Raw genomic sequence first — 21,143 nt, forward strand, 5'->3', positions numbered from 1 at the left:
ATGAGTCCGCCCCTGCGAATCAGGTCAGCAGCCCCAGCGCCACAAGCGCAGCAACACCAAGCCCGACGGCAATCGAGCAGCCACCCAGCGACAGCGCCGCGCGCCCTTGCCGGTACCAGCCGTCATGGCCCAATTGCCGCGCCGGGGCGAGCAGGCTGCGCCAGCGCAGTTCGGTTTCGTGGAAGGCGCGCAGGTGGTCGGGGTCGGCATCCAGCCAGCGGCGGAAGTCGATGCGTTCGCTGGCGGTCACCTGCGGGCTTTGCAGGCGCACGTACCATTGGCCGGCGATGCTGGCCAGCGCGTCGCCGGGGGCGCGGGCGGTCTGCAGGGCCTGGTTCATGTGGCGCTCGATGCTGATCAGTGGCAGGTCCAGGCGCTCGGCGATGGCGGCGAAGCTCTGCTGGTCGAGGCGGTTGAGCAGGAAAACTTGCTGGACCCGGCGCGGCAAGCGCTTGAGTGCATGCAGTAGCGCGTCTTCAGCGTGCAGTTCGGCAGGGCGCGGATCGTGCTCGAGGGGCAGCAGCAGGCGGGTCATGGACAGCTCCTTGCTCATAAGGAAAGGGGTGGGGGCATCTTCCTTGATGCAGAGCCAGCTTAGGCTAAACGAGATTGATTCTCAAGTGCTGATTCCGCAAAGATTTGTAATGAGCATTCACGTGCTGACACACTTTTGCTATTATCGCTGCCATTAAACGATCTTCATTAGCCTGAAGAGCCAAAAAAAATGACCCGGCAAAAAGCCGGGTCAAAAACCGTGATTAGCCTGATGAGGAGATAATCTGAGCGTCCGACCTGAGGACGTTGCAGGTTATCCAGCGGGTCTCGCGACCTGCTGAGTGCAATAATAATCGTTATCATTTGCCAGTCAAATGATTTTTCAGCGATTGACTAAAAAATTCTTCCTGACGCACTCCTCGTCCCCGGCAATAGGGGCTTTTGCCGTTCGTCGGCTATCACGTTCTCCCTTCAGATCGTTGCCTTTTCCGTGGCGTGGCACTGCTCCAGCAGGGCGCGGGCCATGTTGATCATGTGCATCAGCGCAAACACCACTTCCCGCGTCGTGCCCTGCAAATGGTTGCCGGTTTCCTGTGCCGTGGCTGCAGCGCATCGCAGCAGGGCCATGGCGTGTTCGCTGGCCTGCGCGTTGCTGACGCCTTCGCGCAGGGTCCACAGTGAACGTTCCAGGTCGCGGGGCGTGGGCGTGGGGTTGAGGTAGAAATCGAGGGCGCGGCGGGCTGCTTCTTCGTCGAGATCTGTTTCCGTTTCTTTCGAGATGTTCATCCTGATTACCTGCGAATACCAGTAGGTGAAAGGTGAAGCTCGATTCTAATACCTAAAGTATTTAAATGTGTTTGGGCAAATACTACTTGATGTGTATTGAACGCAAGGAGTCAGTCCGTATCGTGCCTGCGATGAATATGGACAAATGGATAGCCCTGGTTCGGGAACGGATCGAGGAGCTCGATATCTCCCAGGAGCAGCTTGCCGAGCGCGTTGGGGTTTCCCAAGGCAGCATCGGCCATTGGCTGAAGAAGCGCCGTCAGCCTCGGGTCGACTCGATGAACCGTACGTTCATCGAGCTGGGCATGCCGCATTACCAGGTCAGCATGCAGCTGCGTGTGTTGGGGCAGGTGGGGGAGGAGCCGGCGCGTTACGGCCTCGAGGAAGAGGACGATGACGACGGGCAGGCGAAATACTTCGTGTGTTTCCGCTATCCGCTGCGTGAGTGGGCCGCGTTGGGTCAGGAGCAGGAGGAGGCATCCGATGTCTTCGAACAGACCGACTACCTGGCCCAAGGCAAGGCGTTCTGGCTGAGGGTCGAGAACGACACCATGAGCGCGGCCAGCGGCAGGAGCGTGCCCGAAGGGGTTCGAATCCTGGTCGATGACGGCGTGGCCGTCGAGCCGGGGCGTCTGGTGATTGCCCGGCTGCCTGGCAAGTCCGCGATCTTTCGGCAGCTGACCGAGGAGGGTGGGCAGCGGTATCTGAAGGCGCTCAACAATGCCTATCCAACGCTAGTGTGCGAGGAAGGGTGCGAGTTCATTGGCGTTGTGGTGCGGATGCACGGGGTGCTTTAGGTGCCCGCGCAGACCGTGTTAGGGCTGCGTGGTGCCAAGCGGGGGGCTTGCAGCGCTCTCTAGATCGAGCGCCGCCCGCGCGGCGCTCGATCTCATAGGCGAAACAACCCTTTCGGCGAACACATTGCCGCCGTTACGCCTCCTCCAGCTCGACCAACACTGTTCCCTCGCTGACCATATCCCCCTCCTGGCAGAACAGCGCCTTTACCGTCCCATCATGGGGCGCCCGAATGCTGTGCTCCATCTTCATCGCCTCTAGCACTACCAGCGCTGTACCGGCCTCGATCACCTGCCCCGGCTCCACCAGCACCCGCACGATACTGCCGTTCATCGGCGCCTCCAGCCCGCCCTGGTGGCTGTGGCTGGCCTCGGCCGCAGCGATCGGATCATGGGCGCTGACAGCGTGCAGTTCGCCCTGCCACTGCAGGTACAGCGTGCCGCCCCGGCGAACCGCCAGGTAACGACGGCGCAAGCCGTCCTGCTCATGGCACAGTTGCTCACCCTCCAGGCGATAAGTCGAAGGCGCACTACGCTCCAGCGCCACCGCCTGCTCATGTCCGTCGCTTTGCAGGTGCAGGCTGCTGCGTGCCGGCAGCCCCAGGCGCAGGCCATCGCGCAAGGTCCAGGGCGAGGCGGGGTCGTCCTGGCGCAGTTGCGCTGGCTCACCTTGCAGCCAGGCTTCGGCGGCGGCCTCCCAGAACTGCGCCGGTAGCGCCTGTGGCGGGGGTAGCAGCACATCCTGGTGACGCGGGATGAAGCCAGTGTCCAGCTCCGCCTCGGCAAACGCCGGGTGCGCCAGGATGCGGCGCAGGAAGGCAATGTTGGTCTTCAGCCCGCCAATGGCGAACTCATCGAGCATCGCCAGCAGTCGCAGGCGCGCTTGCTCGCGGTCCTGCCCCCAGGCAATCAGCTTGCCCAGCATCGGGTCGTAGAACGGCGATACCACATCGCCCTCGCTGACACCGCTGTCCACCCGACGGCCTTCGCCCGGCGCCGACTCGCGGTACAGCGCCAGGGTGCCGGTGGCCGGGAGGAATTCGTTGGCCGGATCCTCCGCGTACAGCCGCACCTCGATGGCATGGCCGATCAGCGGCACCTGCTCTTGAGTCAAAGGCAGCGGCTCACCGCAGGCCACGCGGATCTGCCAGGCCACCAGGTCGAGCCCGGTGATGGCCTCGGTGACCGGATGCTCCACCTGCAGGCGAGTGTTCATCTCCATGAAGAAGAACTCGCCGCGGGCATCGAGCAGGAACTCCACGGTACCGGCGCCCACATAGCCGATGGCCTGGGCGGCGCGTACCGCAGCCTCGCCCATGGCCTTGCGCAGCTCGGGGGACAGGCCCGGCGCCGGGGCTTCCTCGACCACTTTCTGGTGGCGGCGCTGGATCGAGCAGTCACGCTCGTTGAGGTACAGGCAGTGGCCGTGCTGGTCGGCGAACACCTGGATCTCCACATGACGTGGCTTGAGCACGTACTTCTCGACCAGCATCCGCGCATCGCCGAACGACGACTGCGCTTCACGTTGCGCCGAGGCCAGGGCGTCGGCCAGCTGGCTTTCCTCCTCGACCACCTTCATGCCCTTACCGCCACCGCCGGCGCTGGCCTTGAGCAGCACCGGGTAGCCGATGCGCTCGGCGGCGGCGCGGAAGGTTTCCAGATCCTGGGCCTCACCGTGGTAGCCCGGCACCAGCGGCACCCCGGCGGCTTCCATCAGCGCCTTGGCCGCCGACTTGCTGCCCATGGCGTCGATGGCGCTGGCCGGTGGGCCAAGGAAGATCAGCCCGGCCTGTTCGATGGCGCGGGCGAAACCGGCGTTTTCGGACAGAAAGCCATAGCCCGGGTGGATCGCCTGGGCGCCGCTGGCCTTGGCCGCGGCGAGCAACTTGTCGATCACCAGGTAGCTGTCGGCGGCCTTGCTGCCACCGAGGTCGACGCGGATATCAGCCTCGCGGCTGTGGCGCGCGTCGCGGTCGGTGGCGCTGTGCACGGCCACGGTGGTCAGGCCCATGGCCTTGGCGGTGCGCATCACCCGGCAGGCGATCTCGCCGCGGTTGGCGACCAGCAGGGTGGTCAGCGTGGGTCGGCTCATGGGCGCGGTTCCTTGTTGTCTTGCCAGGCAGGGCGGCGTTTTTCCAGGAAGGCGCGCAGGCCCTCCTGGCCTTCGGCGCTGACGCGGATGCGGGCGATGGTGTTCTCGCAGTAGCGGCGCAGGGCCGGGCTCAGCTCGCCGTCATCCACTTCGCGCAACAGGTCCTTGGTGGCGCGCAGCGCCTGCGGGCTGTTGTGCAGCAGGTTATCGACCCAGGCCTCGACCTGGGCGTCCAGTTCGGCGGCCGGGTACACCTCGGCCAGCAGGCCGAGGTCGCGGGCGCGCACGCCGCTGAAACGCTCGGCGGTGAGGGCGTAGCGGCGGGCGGCGCGCTCGCCGATGGCCTTGACCACGAACGGGCTGATCACCGCCGGCGCCAGGCCGATGCGCACCTCCGACAGGCACAGCTGCGCGTCTTCGGCACCGATGGCCATGTCGCAGCAACTGATCAGCCCCAGCGCGCCGCCAAAGGCCGCGCCCTGGACCACGGCCAGGGTCGGCACTTTGAGCCGGTGCAGGGCGTACATCAGCTCGCCCAGCTCATGGGCGTCGTCCAGGTTGGTGTTGAAGTCCAGCTGCGCCGACTGCTGCATCCAGGCAAGGTCGGCGCCGGCGCTGAAGTGCCGGCCACGGCCGCGCAGCACCACGAAGCGCAGGCTGGCGTCCTCGCCCAGTTGGTCGATGGCGACGATCAGCTCGCGGATCATCTGCGCGTTGAAGGCGTTGTTCTTGTCTTCCCGGCTCAGCCACAGGGTGGCGAAGCCGCGAGGGTCCTTGACCAGTTCAAGGGTGGCGAATTCGCTCATGGGTCACATCCGGAAAATGCCGAAGCGGCTTTGTTCGATCGGGGCGTTCAGCGCGGCGGACAACGCCAGGCCGAGCACGTCGCGGGTCTGCGCCGGGTCGATGACACCGTCGTCCCACAGCCGGGCGCTGGAGTAGTAGGGGTGGCCCTGGCGTTCGTACTGGTCGAGGATCGGCTGCTTGAGCTTCTTCTCGTCTTCGCTGCTGAAAACCTCGCCGCTGCGCTCGCTCTGCTCGCGCTTGACCTGGGCCAGCACGCCAGCGGCCTGCTCGGCGCCCATCACGCCGATGCGGGCGTTAGGCCACATCCACAGGAAGCGCGGGTCGTAGGCGCGGCCGCACATGCCATAGTTGCCGGCGCCGAAGCTGCCGCCGATGATCACCGTGAACTTCGGCACCTGGGCGCAGGCCACCGCGGTCACCAGTTTGGCGCCGTGCTTGGCGATGCCGCCTTCCTCGTACTTCTTGCCGACCATGAAACCGGTGATGTTCTGCAGGAACAGCAGCGGGATGCCGCGTTGGCAGGCCAGTTCGATGAAGTGCGCGCCTTTCTGTGCAGCCTCGGCAAAGAGGATGCCGTTGTTGGCCAGGATTGCCACCGGGTAGCCGTGCAAGTGGGCGAAGCCGCACACCAGGGTGGTGCCGAACAGCGCCTTGAACTCATCGAACACCGAGCCATCTACCAGGCGTGCAATCACCTCGCGCACGTCGAACGGTTGCTTGGCGTCGGCTGGAACCACGCCGTACAGCTCTTCTGCGCCATACAGCGGTGCAATCGGCGCCTGGCATTGCAGCTTGCCCTGCTTGTGCCAGTTGAGGTTGGCGACGCTGCGCCGGGCGATGGCCAGGGCGTGCTCGTCGTTGTCGGCATAGTGATCGGCCACGCCGCTGGTGCGGCAATGCACGTCGGCGCCGCCGAGGTCCTCGGCGCTGACCACTTCACCGGTTGCGGCCTTTACCAGGGGGGGGCCTGCGAGGAAGATGGTCGCCTGCTGGCGCACCATGATCGCTTCGTCGGCCATGGCCGGCACATAGGCGCCACCGGCGGTGCACGAGCCCATCACCACGGCAATCTGCGGGATGCCCAGGGCACTCATGTTGGCCTGGTTGAAGAAGATCCGCCCGAAGTGCTCACGGTCGGGGAACACCTCGTCCTGACGAGGCAGGTTGGCGCCGCCGGAGTCCACCAGATAGATGCATGGCAGACGGTTCTGCAGGGCGATGGTCTGGGCGCGCAGGTGTTTCTTCACGGTCAGCGGGTAGTAGGAGCCGCCTTTGACCGTGGCGTCGTTGGCCACGATCATGCATTCCACGCCTTCGACGCGGCCGATGCCGGCGATCACGCCGGCGGCCGGCACGTCTTCGCCGTACACCTCATGGGCGGCCAGCTGGCCGATCTCGAGGAACGCCGAGCCCGGGTCGAGCAGGCGGTCGATACGCTCGCGAGGCAGCAGCTTGCCCCGCGAGGTATGCCGCTCCTGAGCCTTCGGCCCGCCGCCCTGACTGACCTGGGCGAGCAGGCCGCGCAGGGCCTGGACCTGTTCGAGCATGGCCGCGCTGTTGGCGGCGAATTCCGCCGAGCGCGGGTTGATCTGGGTGTGCAGGGTAGCCATGTGCGCCCGTTCCTTATGCTCAGCGGGTTTCGTTGAACAGTTCGCGGCCGATCAGCATCCGGCGGATCTCGCTGGTGCCGGCGCCAATCTCGTACAGCTTGGCGTCGCGCAACAGGCGGCCAGCCGGGAATTCATTGATGTAGCCGTTGCCGCCGAGGATCTGGATCGCTTCCAGGGCCATCTGCGTGGCGCGTTCGGCGGTGTAGAGGATGACCCCGGCGGCGTCCTTGCGAGTGGTCTCGGCGCGGTCGCAGGCCTGGGCCACGGCGTACAGGTAGGCGCGGCTGGCATTGAGCTGGGTGTACATGTCGGCGATCTTGCCCTGGATCAGCTGGAACTCGCCGATGCTCTGGCCGAACTGCTTGCGGTCGTGGATGTACGGCACGACCAGGTCCATGCAGCTCTGCATGATGCCGGTCGGGCCGCCCGACAGCACCACGCGCTCGTAGTCCAGGCCGCTCATCAGCACGCGCACGCCGCCGTTGAGCTGGCCGAGGATGTTTTCTTGCGGTACTTCGACGTCATCGAAGAACAGCTCGCAGGTGTTGGAGCCGCGCATGCCGAGCTTGTCGAACTTGTTGCTGCGGCTGAAGCCTTTCCAGTCGCGCTCGACGATGAACGCGGTAATGCCGTGGGGGCCCTTGTCCAGGTCGGTCTTGGCGTAGATCACGTAGGTGTTGGCGTCGGGACCGTTGGTGATCCAGGTCTTGCTGCCGTTGAGCACGTAGCGGTCGCCGCGCTTTTCGGCGCGCAGTTTCATCGACACCACGTCGGAGCCGGCGTTGGGCTCGCTCATGGCCAGGGCGCCGATGTGCTCGCCGCTGATCAGCTTGGGCAGGTATTTGAGCTTCTGCTCGTGAGTGCCGTTGCGGTTGATCTGGTTGACGCACAGGTTGGAGTGGGCGCCGTAGGACAGGGCCACCGACGCCGAGCCCCGGCTGATCTCTTCCATCGACACCACGTGGGCCAGGTAGCCCAGGCCGGCGCCGCCGTATTCCTCCGGCACGGTGATGCCCAGCAGGCCCATGTCGCCGAACTTGCGCCACATGTCGGCAGGGAACAGGTTGTCATGGTCGATCTGCGCGGCGCGCGGCGCCAGCTCGGCGGCAACGAAGGTGCGCACCTGGTCACGGAGCATGTCGATGGTCTCGCCCAGGGCGAAGTTCAGGCTGGGGTAATGCATGGGGGCACCTTGTTGTTCTTGAAATTCGAGGTACTGCACCGACCCTGTGGGAGCGGGCTTGCCCGCGATGCCCGTCAGAACGGCCAGCGATGTTGTCTGGTCCGGCCTCATCGCGGGCAAACCCGCTCCCACAGGGTCGGTGCTCGTGGTTGACGTTAACGTAAACCTGCCGTCCGGGGCTGTCAATCGCATCATCACCTTTACGTAAACGTAAATCTGCGCCAGAGTATTTGCCGCCTGCTTCAGTCATGCCCAGAACAACCACAAGAAGGGATCACCATGCCTCAACCAAGCTATACCCGCGGCCGTCAGGACCACCCCTTGCTGACCCTGACCATCGGCCAGGTCTTCGATGCCACCGTCGCCCGCCACGGCGAGCGCGAGGCACTGGTGGTGCGTCACCAGGGCCTGCGCTACAGCTGGCGCGAGCTGGCCGCCGAGGTCGATGTGCAGGCCCGGGCGCTGATGGCGCTTGGGGTGGAGGAGGGCGAACGGGTCGGTATCTGGGCGCCCAACTGCGCCCAGTGGTCCATCCTGCAGCTGGCCACCGCCAAGGTCGGCGCGATCCTGGTCAACATCAACCCGGCCTACCGGGTGGGTGAGCTGGAATACGTGCTGCGTCAGTCCGGTTGCCGCTGGCTGGTGTGCGCCGATGCCTTCAAGACCTCCGACTACCACGCGATGGTGCAGGAGCTGGTGCCTGAACTGGCCACCCACGCATTGGGCGAACTGGCCAGTGAACGCCTGCCCGACCTGCGCGGCGTGATCAGCCTGGCCGCCGAGCCGCCTTCAGGCTTCCTGCCCTGGGCCGCCTTGGCCGGGCGGGCAGGGGCAGTCGATGTTGACGCCTATCAGGCGCGACAGCAGGGCCTGCAGTTCGACCAGCCGGTGAACATCCAGTACACCTCCGGCACCACCGGCGCGCCCAAGGGCGCGACCCTGAGCCACTACAACATCCTCAACAACGGCTACATGGTCGGCCAGAGCCTGGGCCTGACCGAGCGCGACCGCATGGTCATCCCGGTGCCGCTGTACCACTGCTTCGGCATGGTCATGGCCAACCTCGGCTGCATCACCCACGGCAGCACCATGGTCTACCCCAATGATGCCTTCGACCCGGAGCTGACCCTGCGCGCCGTGGCCGAGGAGCGTGCCAGCATCCTCTATGGCGTGCCGACCATGTTCATCGCCATGCTCGACCATCCGTCACGCCAGGCCATGGACCTTTCCAGCCTGCGCAGCGGCATCATGGCCGGCGCCACTTGCCCGATCGAGGTGATGCGCAAGGTGATCGACCAGTTGCACATGGCCGAAGTGCAGATCGCCTACGGCATGACCGAGACCAGCCCGGTGTCGTTGCAGACCGGCCCCGACGATGGCCTGGAGTTGCGCGTGACCACCGTGGGCCGCACCCAGCCGCATCTGGAGACCAAGCTGGTGGATGCCGACGGGCGCATCGTCGCGCAAGGCGAGATCGGCGAGCTGTGCACCCGCGGCTATAGCGTGATGCTCGGCTACTGGGACAACCTCCAGGCCACCCATGACGCCATCGACCCGGCCGGCTGGATGCACAGCGGCGACCTGGCGGTGATGGACGAAGCCGGTTACGTGCGCATCGTCGGGCGCAACAAGGACATGATCATTCGCGGCGGCGAGAACATCTATCCGCGCGAGCTGGAGGAGTTCTTTCACACACACCCGGCGGTGGCCGAGGCGCAGGTGGTGGGAATTCCGTGCAGCAAGTATGGCGAGGAGGTGGTGGCGTGGATTCGCCTGCACCCGGGGCACAGCGCCACGGCGGATGAGCTGCAGCAGTGGTGCAAGGCTAGGCTGGCGCATTTCAAGGCGCCAAGGCATTTTCGCTTTGTCGATGAATTCCCGATGACGGTGACGGGGAAGGTGCAGAAGTTTCGCATGCGCGAGATCAGCGTCGCGCAAATCGGCGGCAGATGATCTGGCGTGCGAGGGCACTGGTCGATGCTTTCGAGTGAACGTGCCCCGCGCCTTGACGCGGGGCACGCTACACCACGCCGTGGTCTATTTGCGCCTCACATTGATGGCGTACGGCTTGTTTCCCACCAGTCTGATGTCGAAAATCACCTCGACGTCATCTTCCAGGCCCGCGGCCTGATCCTTGGGCAGGTACACCCGTGTGCCTTGATATTTGTAGTCGATGTAACCGTAGCCCTCGTCGTCATCGAACTCCACCACTTTTCCAGTCTTGCCCTTTGTATCGCTGATGATTGCCACCTCCGTTGTCATTGCCTATGGATGCGCTTCCCCAGCGCGGGGCTGGGAAAACGCTGCTGCGCGGGCTACTGCCAAGCCGCCGGCAAGCTCACCACCAGAATCTCACGCCCTGCGTGGCCGGTGGCACCCTGTGCCGTACTGTACCCACGTATGGAAGTCGGGGGACCCGCGCGGAAGTTGAATCCCCAGCGTTCCGTACACTGATCGGGCCCCCAGCCCCCCGCTCGGGCTGTTCCTCCGCCAGCAGCGCCAGGCGCTGTTCTTCCAGGCCGGTGCTGGACAGGATCGTGCCTTGCAGGAGGTTGGCGTCGAGTACGTTGCCGACAATGTCGGCCGCGTAGGCGGTAGACTGCGAGAGGTGGGTCGGCAGGTGGCGGCTAACCAGGGGGAGGTGCATTCCCTTGGCTTGCATATAGCTGCCAATTTTTCCAATGGCGCCTGCATTTGCGAAGTTGGTCTTCGTATAGATTTCAACAGTCCCTGTCAGGTGAGATTTCGCCCGCCGCCAAAGGCCACCTACCTCCCCGGGCACCCCATTTCCCCGCAGCAGTTCATCGGCATAGGTACTCACCCGGCCGCCCGCCCGGGCCGCGCGTCTGGCGCCAGACAACCCCTTGAATCCGTAGCGGGCAAAGGTCTTGCCAGCGTTCCACACCACCTTGGCGCCTTTGCCGAGCAGCTTGGCCCCCCTTGCCATGAGTTTCAGCCCATTAAAGCCAAGCTTGAACAACCCGGAGAAGCCCAAGGTACTCAGCACCCCTGTGGCGACCGAAACGATGCTCAATTTCCTGGATAGTTCAGGGTTCGTGTCTGCTGTGAACACCGCCGCCACTTCGAAGGCGAACGACAGCACGCTCATCGCCGTGACGAACCCCAGCACGATCGCCGACATGCCCCCGGTGAAAAGGGTCAGCACCGCGCCCACCACGGCCACCAATGCCGAGAACGCCAGGCCTCGCCAGCGGCCGCCGACCGGCATTTTCTGGGTGTCCTGCAGCGCCTGTTGATAGGACGCAAGTTGTTTTCCCTGGTCCCAACGACTGAGCATGATGGCCCCGCTGGGGTCGTGCAGGTTGACGGGGTCCGGGCAGTGGGCGTAGTCGTTGACGCCTCCTTCACCAAACGGGCTGAGCCAGTCAGGCTGGGCATAGCGGCGCAGGGCCGGGTCGTAGGTGCGGTAGCCGTTGCCGGCGTGGTAGTGGCCGGTTAGGGGGTCGCGGCGCATGCCGTTGTAGCCGTTGACAAGGCCGGTCACTGCCTTGCCCTCGCCGAACGGCAGCAGCGGAGCCAGCTCCAGCTTACCGTCCTTGACCTGCCCGGCGACACCGACCTGGGGATCGTCGATCAGCCAGCGCACCTCGTTTTCATCGTACTGCGCCAGGCCGCGGCTCAAGCTTGTGCGTTGGCTGACCTTGCCGGCCTGGTCGTAACGCAGCTCGCCAATCAGTTCATCGCCGTCGTAGCGCAGCTCGTGGGTGCTCTTGTCGGCCTCCAGGTACTGCGCCGCCAGGCGCTGGCTGCCGTCGTATTCGTACCGGGCCAGGAGCTTGTTCTCGCTGTCGTGGACTTTGTCGAGCTGGCCGGCGGCGTTATAGCTGAAGCAGTGCTGGCCTGCGTCGGTCAGGTAGCCATTGCTGTTCCATTTCACCTCTTGGGGGGCCTTGCCGCGGGTGACGCCTGTCAGCTGGGTCGGATCGGCCTCGGCATAGGCCAGGTCCTCGGTGTGCTTCTTGTCGTCAAAGCCGGTGGTAACGCACTGGGTCAGGTTGCTCATGGCATCCCAGGTGAAGTCCTGGGCCTTGACCGCCGTGCCCTGGCAGTCTTGCGGGCAATGCTCGGCGGCGCTGGTCTTGCATTCATACTTCTGCAGGCGGTCAAGCGCGTCGTAGGTGAAGTGCTCGGCGCGCAGTTGGGTGCCTTTTTCATAGCTGGTTTTGCTCGCCAGGCGGCCATCGCCGCGCCAGGTCAGGCACTGCTTGAAGCATTCGATGCCGTTGCTCAGGAAGCGCCGTGTCACTTCCTGGCCAAACCCATCGTATTCGCTGAATACCTGCCAGCGGCCGCCAGCCTTGAGTGCCTGGGCTTGACGCGACTGCAAGCGCCCCAGTGCGTCATAGCGATGCAGTACTTCCTCGTGGTCCTGGCACGTGCGCAGCACCCGGCCCAGGCGATCGGTGAACTCCCGTTGCCAGTGGCCGTCGGCGCGCAGCGAAGCCAGTGTCTGGCCACGCAGGCTCTGCCAGCGGTAGCCCTGGCGCGTGGCGCGTGGCGAAGTTTGCTCAACCTGCTGCCGACCGGGCAGGTTTTCGTCACGGTAGGCCTGCGTCCAGCCGCTGGACATCGCGGTGTCGCTGGCGTCCGAGGACAAGGTCAGCGTGTTGTCCTCGTGAGTAACGCTGGAGAGGGCCCGCTTCTGGTCTTTAAAACTCATGCCCTTGGCGTCTTGTGCAGTGGTGAGGATGGTCTTGTCGGGCAAGGTAACCGTCGTGTCGGTGAAACCATAGGCGCGCTTGCCCACGGTGCGCGACGTCAGCGTACTGACGTTGCTCACTTTCTGTGTTGCTACCACCTTGCTGTCTACCTTGAGCTGCGTGGCGTGGTTGCTCAGGCCATGGTAGCTGTACGCGACGGTGGAGTTGTCGGGGCGCGTGAGCTGGGTAACCCGGCCCAAGGCGTCCCGTTCAAGGCTATAGGTATCGGTCTGCGTGCCCAGAGTGCGTTGGTACTTGATGACGTGCCCCGAACTGTCGAAGTGCCGGAGCAATTGCATCTTGGTGTTGCCAGCAGGGTCGGTCAGGCGATCAACTTGCTCGAAGGTGCCATCCTTGCGGTAGGAGTAATCGGTTTTGCGTTGGAACAAGCACTGATCATCCAGCCCCTGTTCGACCAGGCACTGGCTGGTGATGTTCTGGGTTCCCGGCGCTTCAAATACCAGAGCGCTTTGCGTTGCGGGGGCCTTGTCCTTGGCCATGGCTTGCAGCAGGCTACGCATGCCAGGCCCATCAAGACCGCCTTGTGCCCGCGTCCAGGCTTGAGGCCCCATGGCCCACACCTCTGGGGTCATCTCTATCACGGCCTGGCCCCCAGGCAGGTAGTCCCAGCTGCAACTGGCCAGCAACTGCGATGCATCCAGGCCTTGCAGGCTGCATTGCTCCAGCGGGACATAGTGCTGGGTGCCGTGCTTGCGCCACTCGCGGCGCCAAACCCGTTGCAAGCCATCCAGGTAGCTGCGGCTGACGTCCTTGCTGGCATGGGTGTGGGTGGCGATCTTGCCGTCATCCGAATAGGTGGTGGCAGTCTGCTCGTCAGCTTTCTGGTCCTTTTCCTTGCCCTTGCCGCCTGCCTTGAGCAGGTAGTGCGTCTCCTGGGTCACGCGGCCCAGCGCATCGTATTGCCAGTGCACTTCTTTGCCTTGCTCCACCTGTTCCAAGCGCCGCCGGGCATGGCGTGAGCGCAGTTCCTTGCTGAGCGTTTCGGTGCCGGCCTCGGTGGTGGCGCTTACGCTGACCACGATGCCAGCGTTATTCGGGTTGTCCTCGAACGCCTGGAGGTTCTTCAGCTCGAACTTCAGTTGGCCAAGGTGAGTGACCTGGGTATCTTTGACCGACCACTGCATGACTTTGCTTTGCGCTGTCTTGGCGCTGACTACCGAGACCTCGGTGCTGCGCTGGCGCCACAGTAGCGGTGAGGAGGCGCCGACAAGCGTCCAAGTGGCGTCGGCGTCGAGCCGGTCGTCCTTGAGCTGAGCCTTGACCCCCTCGATCACGACCACCTCGGCCTGCTCCAGCATGTCACGAGTGCCACGTTGGACCTTGCGGTAGCCGAACAGGCGCAGACCCTTGGGATTGCCGAATGGATCGCACTGGTACTCCGCCATGACCGGCGCGGCGGCATAGTCCGGAATGAAGGGGCATTTTAGCGTGGGGAGGTCTTTCAACCCTGCCAGTTTGCTGAGCGTGATCAGGTTGTCGCCGGCCTTGGTGTAGTAGCAGCGGTAAAGCGTGTGCTCGTCGCTCTTGTGCAGGCGCTGGATGTTGCCGTTCAGGTCTTCTTCCTGCGTGGCTACTTCCACCGTGCGCCCCAGTGCCTCGCGTTCGGAGTGGGGAATGTTGGCCAACAGCCGAGTGATGCAGCCGGCCAGTTTCGGGCGATCGGCGTTATCTGACTTATTGAAGAACCACGCCAGCAGTTCATGTTGGCGTTCGATCAGCATTCCCCCCCCTCTCACCACAGGCTCGTCGCTGTCAGCGCCGGCCCTCATGGCGTATAACAGTTCGGCAAACTCATCCCCAGCGCCCGTATAGCGGTAGCCTTTGGTCAACCGATGCGTGTCGCTTTTTTTCTGGTCGCTGCGGGTGCTGAAGGCCAGCCAGTGATCCTGCTCAGAGGCTACGCCGCGCAGCAGTTCGAAACGCTCGACACGCTTATCGTGCTTGACACGACCGTGCACCAGCAGATGCTTCTCCCGGGCCCCATGCGCGCCGGATTCGTACTCGACGCTGACGATCCGCTGGTCGGTTTCCAGAAATTCTCCATCGTAGCGGTAGGTCGTCACCTGGTTCTCATGCTCATCCCCTGGCAGCAGGGTGTGCAGATTGACGCGGGGCAGGCCAGGGCGGCCGTTGTCCTGCGTGGCAGCTTGGTACTTCACGCATTCGACCGATCCATCCAGCTCTCGCAGGCCGCACAGCACTCGGTCCAAGGCCAGGTCGTCATCGTAATCACAGTCGACCTGCTGCAGCACCTTGCCATTCTGCAGGCGTTTGAGGGTGCGCAATAGATAACCTTGGAGGTCCAGGTTCACCTCGTATTTCTCGGCCTCGCTGTCCGGCCAGACCTGCATCTTCACCTGCGAGGCCTTTTTCTCCTGAGGCGTGACGTACTCGGCCTTGAACAAGGCTTCATCGCCACTGTTGATCGCCAACAGCAGGAACTGACCTTTCTGGCGCTTCCACTCCAGTGTCAACTGTTCACCATAGGGCGATTCGAGGGTCGAGGGCAGCAGCAGCACGAAGGGCTTTTCGTAGTCGGCGATGCGCTTTTTAAGTTCCTTGATGTTGTCGTCCCCCTCCCACGCTTTGACTGCCTCGTCGTAATCGATGGCTGCTGTCGCATAATAGAACCAGGGCACGCACATCAGTAGCCACTGCTGCCAATTCGTCGGTTTTGCCGGGAAGTCAGGTTTGGATTTGTCCCGAATGGCTTTCAACGTCTTGACGACCAGGTCATGAAACTCTTTGTTCGGCTCCTCGTCGTCGCTGCCTGCGGCTGCAGGCGCCTTCAGGGTTTCCTGGCGGCCGCTGGGCAGGTCAAGCGTGAATTCGCTGTAATCCTTGTTGCTGCGCACCACGCATGAGGCCAGCTTGAGCGCCTCGCCTTTACCCAGGTCGTCCCATTGTGCGTCGGTGAACTTGATCTGGGCACCATCGGCCAAGGTCAGCAGCCTGTCGCGCACCTGTACGCTGGAAAAGCGCCAGGCCCAGCCGTCGCCCAGCCCGGCCTCGTTGGCGCGCAGCGCCGAATAGTGCAAGGTCAGGTCGCAAGCTGGCCCCTGGCCTTGCAGGCCCTGCAAGCTGGCCACTGGGTAATGGGCGTGGAACAACCCGGTGCGCGGGTCGACCCCTGATTCGCTATGGCCGGTGGTGTCGAACAGTTCGGAACGGCTGGTGTTGGCGTAGTCCTCGCAGAGGAAACTGATTTCCTTCCACTCCTTGAGTTTCTTCGGCGGGATGAAGCTGACGGGCTTGGGCGCGTGCCACAACTGGTTGGCTTGTAGGGCACCGATATGGCCCACGGTCAAGGGGGCTCCGCCGCGTTCGGACTCTGGGTAGTCCAAGTAGATGTCATATTTCTGATCGTTCAGCGGCCCTTGCCAGGTGATCGTGTCGGCAGTGACCGACACCGGCCAGACTGGTAGGGCGGTACGTTGAGCCATACTAATTGAAGATAAGAGTTTAATGGTTTCGACGAGCATGCCCCAGTTGTTTAATTGGTTGCATTCATTCTTATTCACAGCCTCGTTTACCTCATACATATCCTCCTCTAGCTCATCCGTCACCTCCTCTGATTCCATCAGGAAATTCATTAAGTCTTCAGCATCTACTAAGCCTAAGTCCTTGATGTGGCTAGCAACAAGGGCAAGGAAGTCGGCATTGGGATCATATTTTTCAATGTAAGTCTCAGCGAGCTTGCAAACGACCTTGAGTAGCTTGTCTGCGGCCGTTATGACGGTGTCCTGCGTTATATCCAGCGCTGTATTGAAAATAAAAAACTCATTATGGATAGGGGCCGATATGTTGAGCAGGCGTTTGATAGAGGAGGCGTTTTTAATGGCGATAGGCTCAATAGATTCCAAATCGCCATCGAAGTTTCGGTGAGGGTATACCGTAATTAGAACGCTCCTGAGGGCACTGAGGTAAATCCGCTTATAGGCATCTTCGTCAAAGTCTTTCCAGTAGACTTCGGCGGTGCCAGCGTCGCTTGCCCCATAGGCGGCTTTGATAGCAGCATATTTGATGGCGAGTTGTGCACCGAAGCAGATGGGCCTTACCGAAGATTCAAAGTTTTTCGGTTTATCATCCGGGATGTCGAGGTCGGTATACCGCCAAGCGGCCATGGCAATTTTGGCGGTGTTATTCAAGGTCATAAGTTCGGCGAATGGTACGTCGAGGGTGCCGCCCGCCGCGACTGTCGCAGCAACACAGCTATTGTAGGCATCTTTGAGGTCCACCTCGTGCTGCCGCGGCACACATGCCATCACCCGGTAGCCTTTGTCGCGTGCCGCTTTGCTCAGGCGAAACACAAGTTCTGTGCCTAGCGACTCGACCGTCAGCTCGGTCACGCCTGGTTGAGGAAAGATGTTCAGCTTCCCCGGTTCGGCTGCAGCGGTCCGTGGCCACTCATCGGCGCTTAGCAGTTCGAGCCCATAGGTATCGCCGTTCCAGCCGCGACCGTCGCCAACGTTGTCCAGCGCAATCGCCAGCTCTGCATGCCGTGGCAGCCAAAGCTGCTTGCCATTCTTGACATTCAACTCCGGCCATTTTTGCGCTTCGATGAAGTCGGCCAAAGCCTTCACCCAGGTTGCCTGGTCATTGGGGACTGTCTTGCAGTCCTGAGGCCTGAACAGCGCATGGTGCAGCAGCGCCTGGTTGCCGGGATGCCGCACGGTCACCAGTACGGCATCTTCCGGTGCCTTGAAGGCGGTCTTCAGCAGTGGGCCTTCGACCGTGTGCTCATCACCCGGCAGCGTGGCGAAGATGCGCAGGCCGTCGCCGCGCTGTTCGAGCAACGCCGTGGTGGTATCGATGCGCAGGTAGGGGGCAACGTCAGATCCTGCCAGCGCTGTGGACCAAGGCTCCAGCCATTTGCCACTGGCTCGCTGCGCCTTGGCCGGGGTCCAGGCATGGTGCCCGAGCAGGCGCTGGGAGAACGCGTCGTAGACCCAGGCATGCAATGTGCCGCCACTGGGTACTGCGGTGCCGTCGAGCGTATCGCTGGCCCACCAGTCTACCTCGGTGATGGTCACGCACAGCTCGGCGTGCTGCGGCCCCCAGAAGGCATTGCCTTTGTCGCCGGGTGTCACGGCGCAGGTTGCCGCGTCCAGCACGCCAGCCCGCAACAGGTGGCTGCCAGTGTTGATCTGCTTGCACAGGGCCTTGCTCCAGCCGCTGTCCTCTTTGGCGGTGAAGAAGTGCTGTTCGTGCAGCGCCTGGGTCTTGAGGTCGCGCACTTGCAGGCTCAGGGTCCTGCCCTTGGCCAGCGAGAAACTGTCGTCACAGGCCAGCACCTGGACGATGTTGCTGCTGAACGGCGCAGTGCTGAACGCTCGGTAGTCGGCCTGGCACCACAGGCGCGGCGCCTCGTGGCTGCTGGAAAACTCATTATCGTCGCTCCAGCCCCCCGCAGTGATCGGCTTGCCGGCTTTGGCGACCTGTTCGGCGAAGTCTGCGAGCCACTTTGTAGCGTCCAGCTTGTCGGCTGTCGCTGTGTAGTCGACCCGAGTCAGTTCGCCGGTGCGACGGTGCACCAGGCACGCGCTGATGGTTTCGCCCTTGGTCAGGGAACGACCGGCCTTGATCGGGCACAGGCTGTACCATCCGCCTTCGACGCTGCCCACCCGCTCCAGGCCGAAGTCCTGCATGTCGGGCAGGCTACCATCTGGTTGGTTGCTGATCTGGTAGGGCACCGGGAAGGTGTTGGTATCCGCGGCTGGCTTGAGGTCAACGGAAGATTTGGCAGCCATTGCGTTTTGCTCCATGCGTAAGGGTCTTGAAGCTACTTTTTAAAATGTGCCGTCAGCGCCCACAACTGGCAGAAATGCCAGGTACGGCAGGAGCAATTCAGCTGGTCGATGGGGCTTTGCCCTGGGGCGGCAGCAAGCGGTACACCAGCTCCACCAGCTCGGCAAAGGTGGTGTAGGTGCGAATTGGCTGGGGAATGAGGATGTTGAACGTCTCTTCGACGATAGCCTGCAGTTCGACCACGTCGAAGCTGTCGGCGCCCAGTTCGTCCAGGGCGGCGCCGGGGCGGATGTTGTGCAGGCTCTGTTCCAGGAAGCAGGCGAGGAGCCATTGCAGGTGGAAGGCGATGTAGAGGCGTGAGCGCATGCCAGAGGATCGTCAGAGGGTGAGGCCTCTCTGTACGTGGCTTTGCGGGCAGGTGCTACTGGTAGAAATGCCAGGTGCGGTTTCGTCAGCTTTGTGCTGTCAGTGCCGGCCCCACGACAGGGCCGGCCCAGGTGGTCAGATTTCCGCGGCCTTGTCTATCCTCAAGCTTTCACCGGCGGCTCCTGGCTCGGCGGGTCGCCTACGGTTGGCGGCACGGTCGGCTTGATCGGCAGCTCGTCCGGGTCCTCCTCGGGCACCGGCGGCGGCAAGGTCGGGTCGTCGATGTTCGGGTCGGGTGTCTCCGGTGGAATGGGAATGTTCATGGGCCTGGCCTCGCGGGATGAATGAAGAGGTGTCGCAGGCTTTGACCCGGGCCTGCGCCCTGCGCTCATTTTTTTTGAACCCTCGCGCTTGCGCACGGCTCTGAACCCTTACCGCCACCAGCCCAGGGGAGCAAGGTCGATGTCTGGTAACGAGCCGTTCGAAAGCGTGCCGATGGCAGGTGATCACCCGGACCAGGCCATCAGCCTGTCCCAGGCACTGCTGGCGCCGCGTATCGTGATCGAGGACGCAAGCCCGGTGCTCGACGGCGGCACCTTCGCCGCCAAGGCCGTGCGCGGTCACAAGGTCGAAGTGGGCGCCAAGGTCTACACCGACGGTCACGATCGCCTGGCCGTGACCCTGCACTGGCGCCAGGCCCACAGCCGGCGCTGGCACTGCGTGGCCATGCATTCGCCGGGCAACGACCTGTGGCTGGCCGACTTCACGCCTGCCGAGCTGGGCCTGCACCTGTTCAGCATCGAGGCCTGGATCGACCCCTGGGCCACCTATTGCCACGACCTGGAGAAGAAGTATGCCGCCGGCGTGGAGGTGAAGCTGGAGCTGGAGGAGGGCCGCCTGCTGCTGGGCAAGGGCATCGAACGCAGCGACGGCCTGCTGCGCGAGCAACTGGCGCAGTTGCAACAGCGCTTGCCTGGCTTGCCGGTGGATGAACAGGTGAAATTGTTGCTGCACCCCGACGCCGCACGCCTGATGGGGGAGGCGGAACATCGCAGCTACCTCACCCGCAGCCGCGAATTCCCGCTGGACGTCGACCGCGAGGCGGCCCAGTTCGCCAGCTGGTATGAGCTGTTCCCGCGCTCGGTCACCGACGACCCCGAGCGCCACGGTACCTTCGATGATGTGCACCAGCGCTTGCCGATGATCCGCGACATGGGCTTCGACGTGCTGTATTTCCCGCCGATCCACCCCATCGGCATGAAGCACCGCAAGGGCCGCAACAACGCCTTGCAGGCCGACCCCGGCGACCCCGGCAGCCCTTATGCCATCGGCAGCCCCGAAGGTGGGCACGATGCCATCCACCCGCAGCTGGGCAGCCGCGAGGACTTCCGCCGCCTGGTCGCCGCCGCCGCCGAGCACGGCCTGGAAATCGCCCTGGACTTCGCCATCCAGTGCTCCCAGGACCATCCCTGGCTGCAGGAGCACCCCGGCTGGTTCAGCTGGCGCCCCGACGGCACCATCCGCTACGCGGAAAACCCACCGAAGAAATACCAGGACATCGTCAACGTCGACTTCTATGCCCCCGAGGCGGTGCCCAGCCTGTGGCTGGCGCTGCGCGACGTGGTGGTCGGCTGGGTCGAGGAGGGGGTGAAGACGTTCCGCGTCGACAACCCGCACACCAAGCCGCTGCCGTTCTGGCAATGGCTGATCGCCAATGTGCGCAGCCAGCACCCCGAGGTGATCTTCCTCGCCGAAGCCTTCACCCGCCCGGCGATGATGGCGCGCCTGGGCAAGGTCGGCTACGCGCAGAGCTATACCTACTTCACCTGGCGCAATACCAAGCAAGAGCTGCGCGAATACTTCGAGGAGCTCAACCAGCCGCCGTGGAGCCAGTGCTATCGACCCAATTTCTTCGTCAACACTCCGGACATCAACCCCTTCTTCCTGCAGACGTCCGGGCGAGCGGGCTTCCTGATCCGCGCTGCGCTGGCGACCATGGGTTCGGGATTGTGGGGCATGTACTCGGGCTTCGAACTGTGCGAGGGCACGCCGCTGCCGGGCAAGGAGGAGTACCTGGACTCGGAGAAATACGAGATCCGCCCCCGGGACTTCACCCAGCCCGGCAACATCGTTGCCGAGATCGCCCAGCTCAACCGCATCCGTCGGCAGAACCGCGCCCTGCAGACCCATCTGGGGGTGGTGTTCCTCAATTGCTGGAACGACAACATTCTGTACTTCGCCAAGCGCACCCCCGAGCGCGACAACTTCATCCTCGTTGCCATCAGCCTCGACCCGCACAACGCCCAGGAGGCCAGCTTCGAGTTGCCGCTATGGGAACTGGGGCTGGACGACAGCGCCGATACGCAAGGCGAGGACCTGATGAACGGCCAGCGCTGGACCTGGCATGGCAAGACCCAGTGGATGCGCATCGAGCCGTGGCACCAGCCGTTCGGTATCTGGCGCATCGAGAAATCGCGCTAGCCCCGCGATGGGCTTCAAGCTGAACCCTCGGACACAAAG

Annotated in this window: 13 protein-coding genes; 3 read left to right on the forward strand and 10 right to left on the reverse strand. The window is 63.4% G+C overall.

Annotation, left to right across the window (positions count from 1 at the left end; translation table 11 throughout):
* Positions 1-19: 19 nt before the first annotated feature.
* Positions 20-535 (reverse strand): DUF4880 domain-containing protein, encoded by a 516-nt coding sequence (locus OH705_RS10335; RefSeq protein ID WP_267302114.1) that lies wholly within the window; start codon positions 533-535, stop codon positions 20-22.
* Between the two features lie 431 nt (positions 536-966).
* A complete protein-coding gene (locus OH705_RS10340) occupies positions 967-1,281 on the reverse strand; it encodes a DUF6124 family protein (RefSeq protein ID WP_023632873.1) in 315 nt (104 codons plus the stop codon).
* 89 nt (positions 1,282-1,370) lie between these two features.
* Between OH705_RS10340 and OH705_RS10345 the strand changes: the two genes are divergently transcribed.
* On the forward strand, positions 1,371-2,078 hold the full coding sequence (locus tag OH705_RS10345) for a S24 family peptidase (RefSeq protein ID WP_031316878.1): 708 nt from the start codon (positions 1,371-1,373) through the stop codon (positions 2,076-2,078).
* A gap of 133 nt (positions 2,079-2,211) precedes the next feature.
* Here OH705_RS10345 and OH705_RS10350 read toward each other — a convergent pair whose 3' ends face one another.
* Genes OH705_RS10350 through OH705_RS10365 form a run of 4 tightly spaced genes read right to left on the reverse strand, consistent with a single transcriptional unit; the run spans position 2,212 to position 7,767 of the window.
* Entirely contained in the window at positions 2,212-4,167 is a 1,956-nt protein-coding gene (locus tag OH705_RS10350) for an acetyl/propionyl/methylcrotonyl-CoA carboxylase subunit alpha (protein ID WP_267302115.1), read from the reverse strand.
* Positions 4,164-4,973, reverse strand: coding sequence for a gamma-carboxygeranoyl-CoA hydratase (locus OH705_RS10355; protein ID WP_038705777.1), 810 nt, complete (start codon positions 4,971-4,973; stop codon positions 4,164-4,166). The genes OH705_RS10350 and OH705_RS10355 overlap by 4 nt, the downstream gene beginning before the upstream one ends.
* Before the next feature lie 3 nt (positions 4,974-4,976).
* Positions 4,977-6,584: a carboxyl transferase domain-containing protein gene (locus OH705_RS10360; protein ID WP_038705778.1), complete on the reverse strand. Its 1,608-nt coding sequence runs from the start codon at positions 6,582-6,584 to the stop codon at positions 4,977-4,979.
* A gap of 19 nt (positions 6,585-6,603) precedes the next feature.
* On the reverse strand, positions 6,604-7,767 hold the full coding sequence (locus OH705_RS10365) for an isovaleryl-CoA dehydrogenase (RefSeq protein WP_023631987.1): 1,164 nt from the start codon (positions 7,765-7,767) through the stop codon (positions 6,604-6,606).
* A 279-nt stretch (positions 7,768-8,046) separates the two neighbouring features.
* Between OH705_RS10365 and OH705_RS10370 the strand changes: the two genes are divergently transcribed.
* Positions 8,047-9,720, forward strand: a complete 1,674-nt coding sequence (locus tag OH705_RS10370; protein WP_267302116.1) for an AMP-binding protein — start codon at positions 8,047-8,049, stop codon at positions 9,718-9,720.
* Between the two features lie 84 nt (positions 9,721-9,804).
* Here the strand turns inward: OH705_RS10370 and OH705_RS10375 are convergent, their stop codons facing one another.
* The 4 genes from OH705_RS10375 to OH705_RS10390 form a co-directional block, all read right to left on the reverse strand.
* Positions 9,805-10,017: a cold shock domain-containing protein gene (locus OH705_RS10375; RefSeq protein WP_267302117.1), complete on the reverse strand. Its 213-nt coding sequence runs from the start codon at positions 10,015-10,017 to the stop codon at positions 9,805-9,807.
* A gap of 88 nt (positions 10,018-10,105) precedes the next feature.
* Complete coding sequence (locus OH705_RS10380; protein WP_267302118.1) at positions 10,106-18,157, reverse strand: RHS repeat-associated core domain-containing protein; 8,052 nt, start codon at positions 18,155-18,157, stop codon at positions 10,106-10,108.
* Positions 18,158-18,356: 199 nt separating this feature from the next.
* Entirely contained in the window at positions 18,357-18,623 is a 267-nt protein-coding gene (locus OH705_RS10385; RefSeq protein ID WP_094010504.1) for an acyl carrier protein, read from the reverse strand.
* Between the two features lie 161 nt (positions 18,624-18,784).
* Positions 18,785-18,946 carry a hypothetical protein gene (locus tag OH705_RS10390; RefSeq protein ID WP_167388392.1) on the reverse strand — a complete coding sequence of 54 codons (162 nt, stop codon included), beginning with the start codon at positions 18,944-18,946 and terminating at the stop codon, positions 18,785-18,787.
* 139 nt (positions 18,947-19,085) lie between these two features.
* Between OH705_RS10390 and OH705_RS10395 the strand changes: the two genes are divergently transcribed.
* The gene (locus OH705_RS10395) at positions 19,086-21,104 is read left to right on the forward strand and encodes an alpha-1,4-glucan--maltose-1-phosphate maltosyltransferase (protein ID WP_094010503.1); all 2,019 of its coding nucleotides are present in this window, start codon (positions 19,086-19,088) and stop codon (positions 21,102-21,104) included.
* Positions 21,105-21,143: the final 39 nt, after the last annotated feature.

This window comes from Pseudomonas sp. BJa3 (assembly GCF_026343815.1).
Lineage (GTDB): Bacteria > Pseudomonadota > Gammaproteobacteria > Pseudomonadales > Pseudomonadaceae > Aquipseudomonas > Aquipseudomonas soli.

Coding starts and splice junctions, on each gene's coding strand:
- OH705_RS10390 (WP_167388392.1), bottom strand. CDS start 18,946: ATGAACATTCCCATTCCACCGGAGACACCCGACCCGAACATCGACGAC.
- OH705_RS10380 (WP_267302118.1), bottom strand. CDS start 18,157: ATGCAGGACTTCGGCCTGGAGCGGGTGGGCAGCGTCGAAGGCGGATGG.
- OH705_RS10345 (WP_031316878.1), top strand. CDS start 1,371: ATGTGTATTGAACGCAAGGAGTCAGTCCGTATCGTGCCTGCGATGAAT.
- OH705_RS10395 (WP_094010503.1), top strand. CDS start 19,086: ATGTCTGGTAACGAGCCGTTCGAAAGCGTGCCGATGGCAGGTGATCAC.
- OH705_RS10385 (WP_094010504.1), bottom strand. CDS start 18,623: ATGCGCTCACGCCTCTACATCGCCTTCCACCTGCAATGGCTCCTCGCC.
- OH705_RS10335 (WP_267302114.1), bottom strand. CDS start 535: ATGACCCGCCTGCTGCTGCCCCTCGAGCACGATCCGCGCCCTGCCGAA.
- OH705_RS10340 (WP_023632873.1), bottom strand. CDS start 1,281: ATGAACATCTCGAAAGAAACGGAAACAGATCTCGACGAAGAAGCAGCC.
- OH705_RS10355 (WP_038705777.1), bottom strand. CDS start 4,973: ATGAGCGAATTCGCCACCCTTGAACTGGTCAAGGACCCTCGCGGCTTC.
- OH705_RS10370 (WP_267302116.1), top strand. CDS start 8,047: ATGCCTCAACCAAGCTATACCCGCGGCCGTCAGGACCACCCCTTGCTG.
- OH705_RS10350 (WP_267302115.1), bottom strand. CDS start 4,167: ATGAGCCGACCCACGCTGACCACCCTGCTGGTCGCCAACCGCGGCGAG.
- OH705_RS10360 (WP_038705778.1), bottom strand. CDS start 6,584: ATGGCTACCCTGCACACCCAGATCAACCCGCGCTCGGCGGAATTCGCC.
- OH705_RS10365 (WP_023631987.1), bottom strand. CDS start 7,767: ATGCATTACCCCAGCCTGAACTTCGCCCTGGGCGAGACCATCGACATG.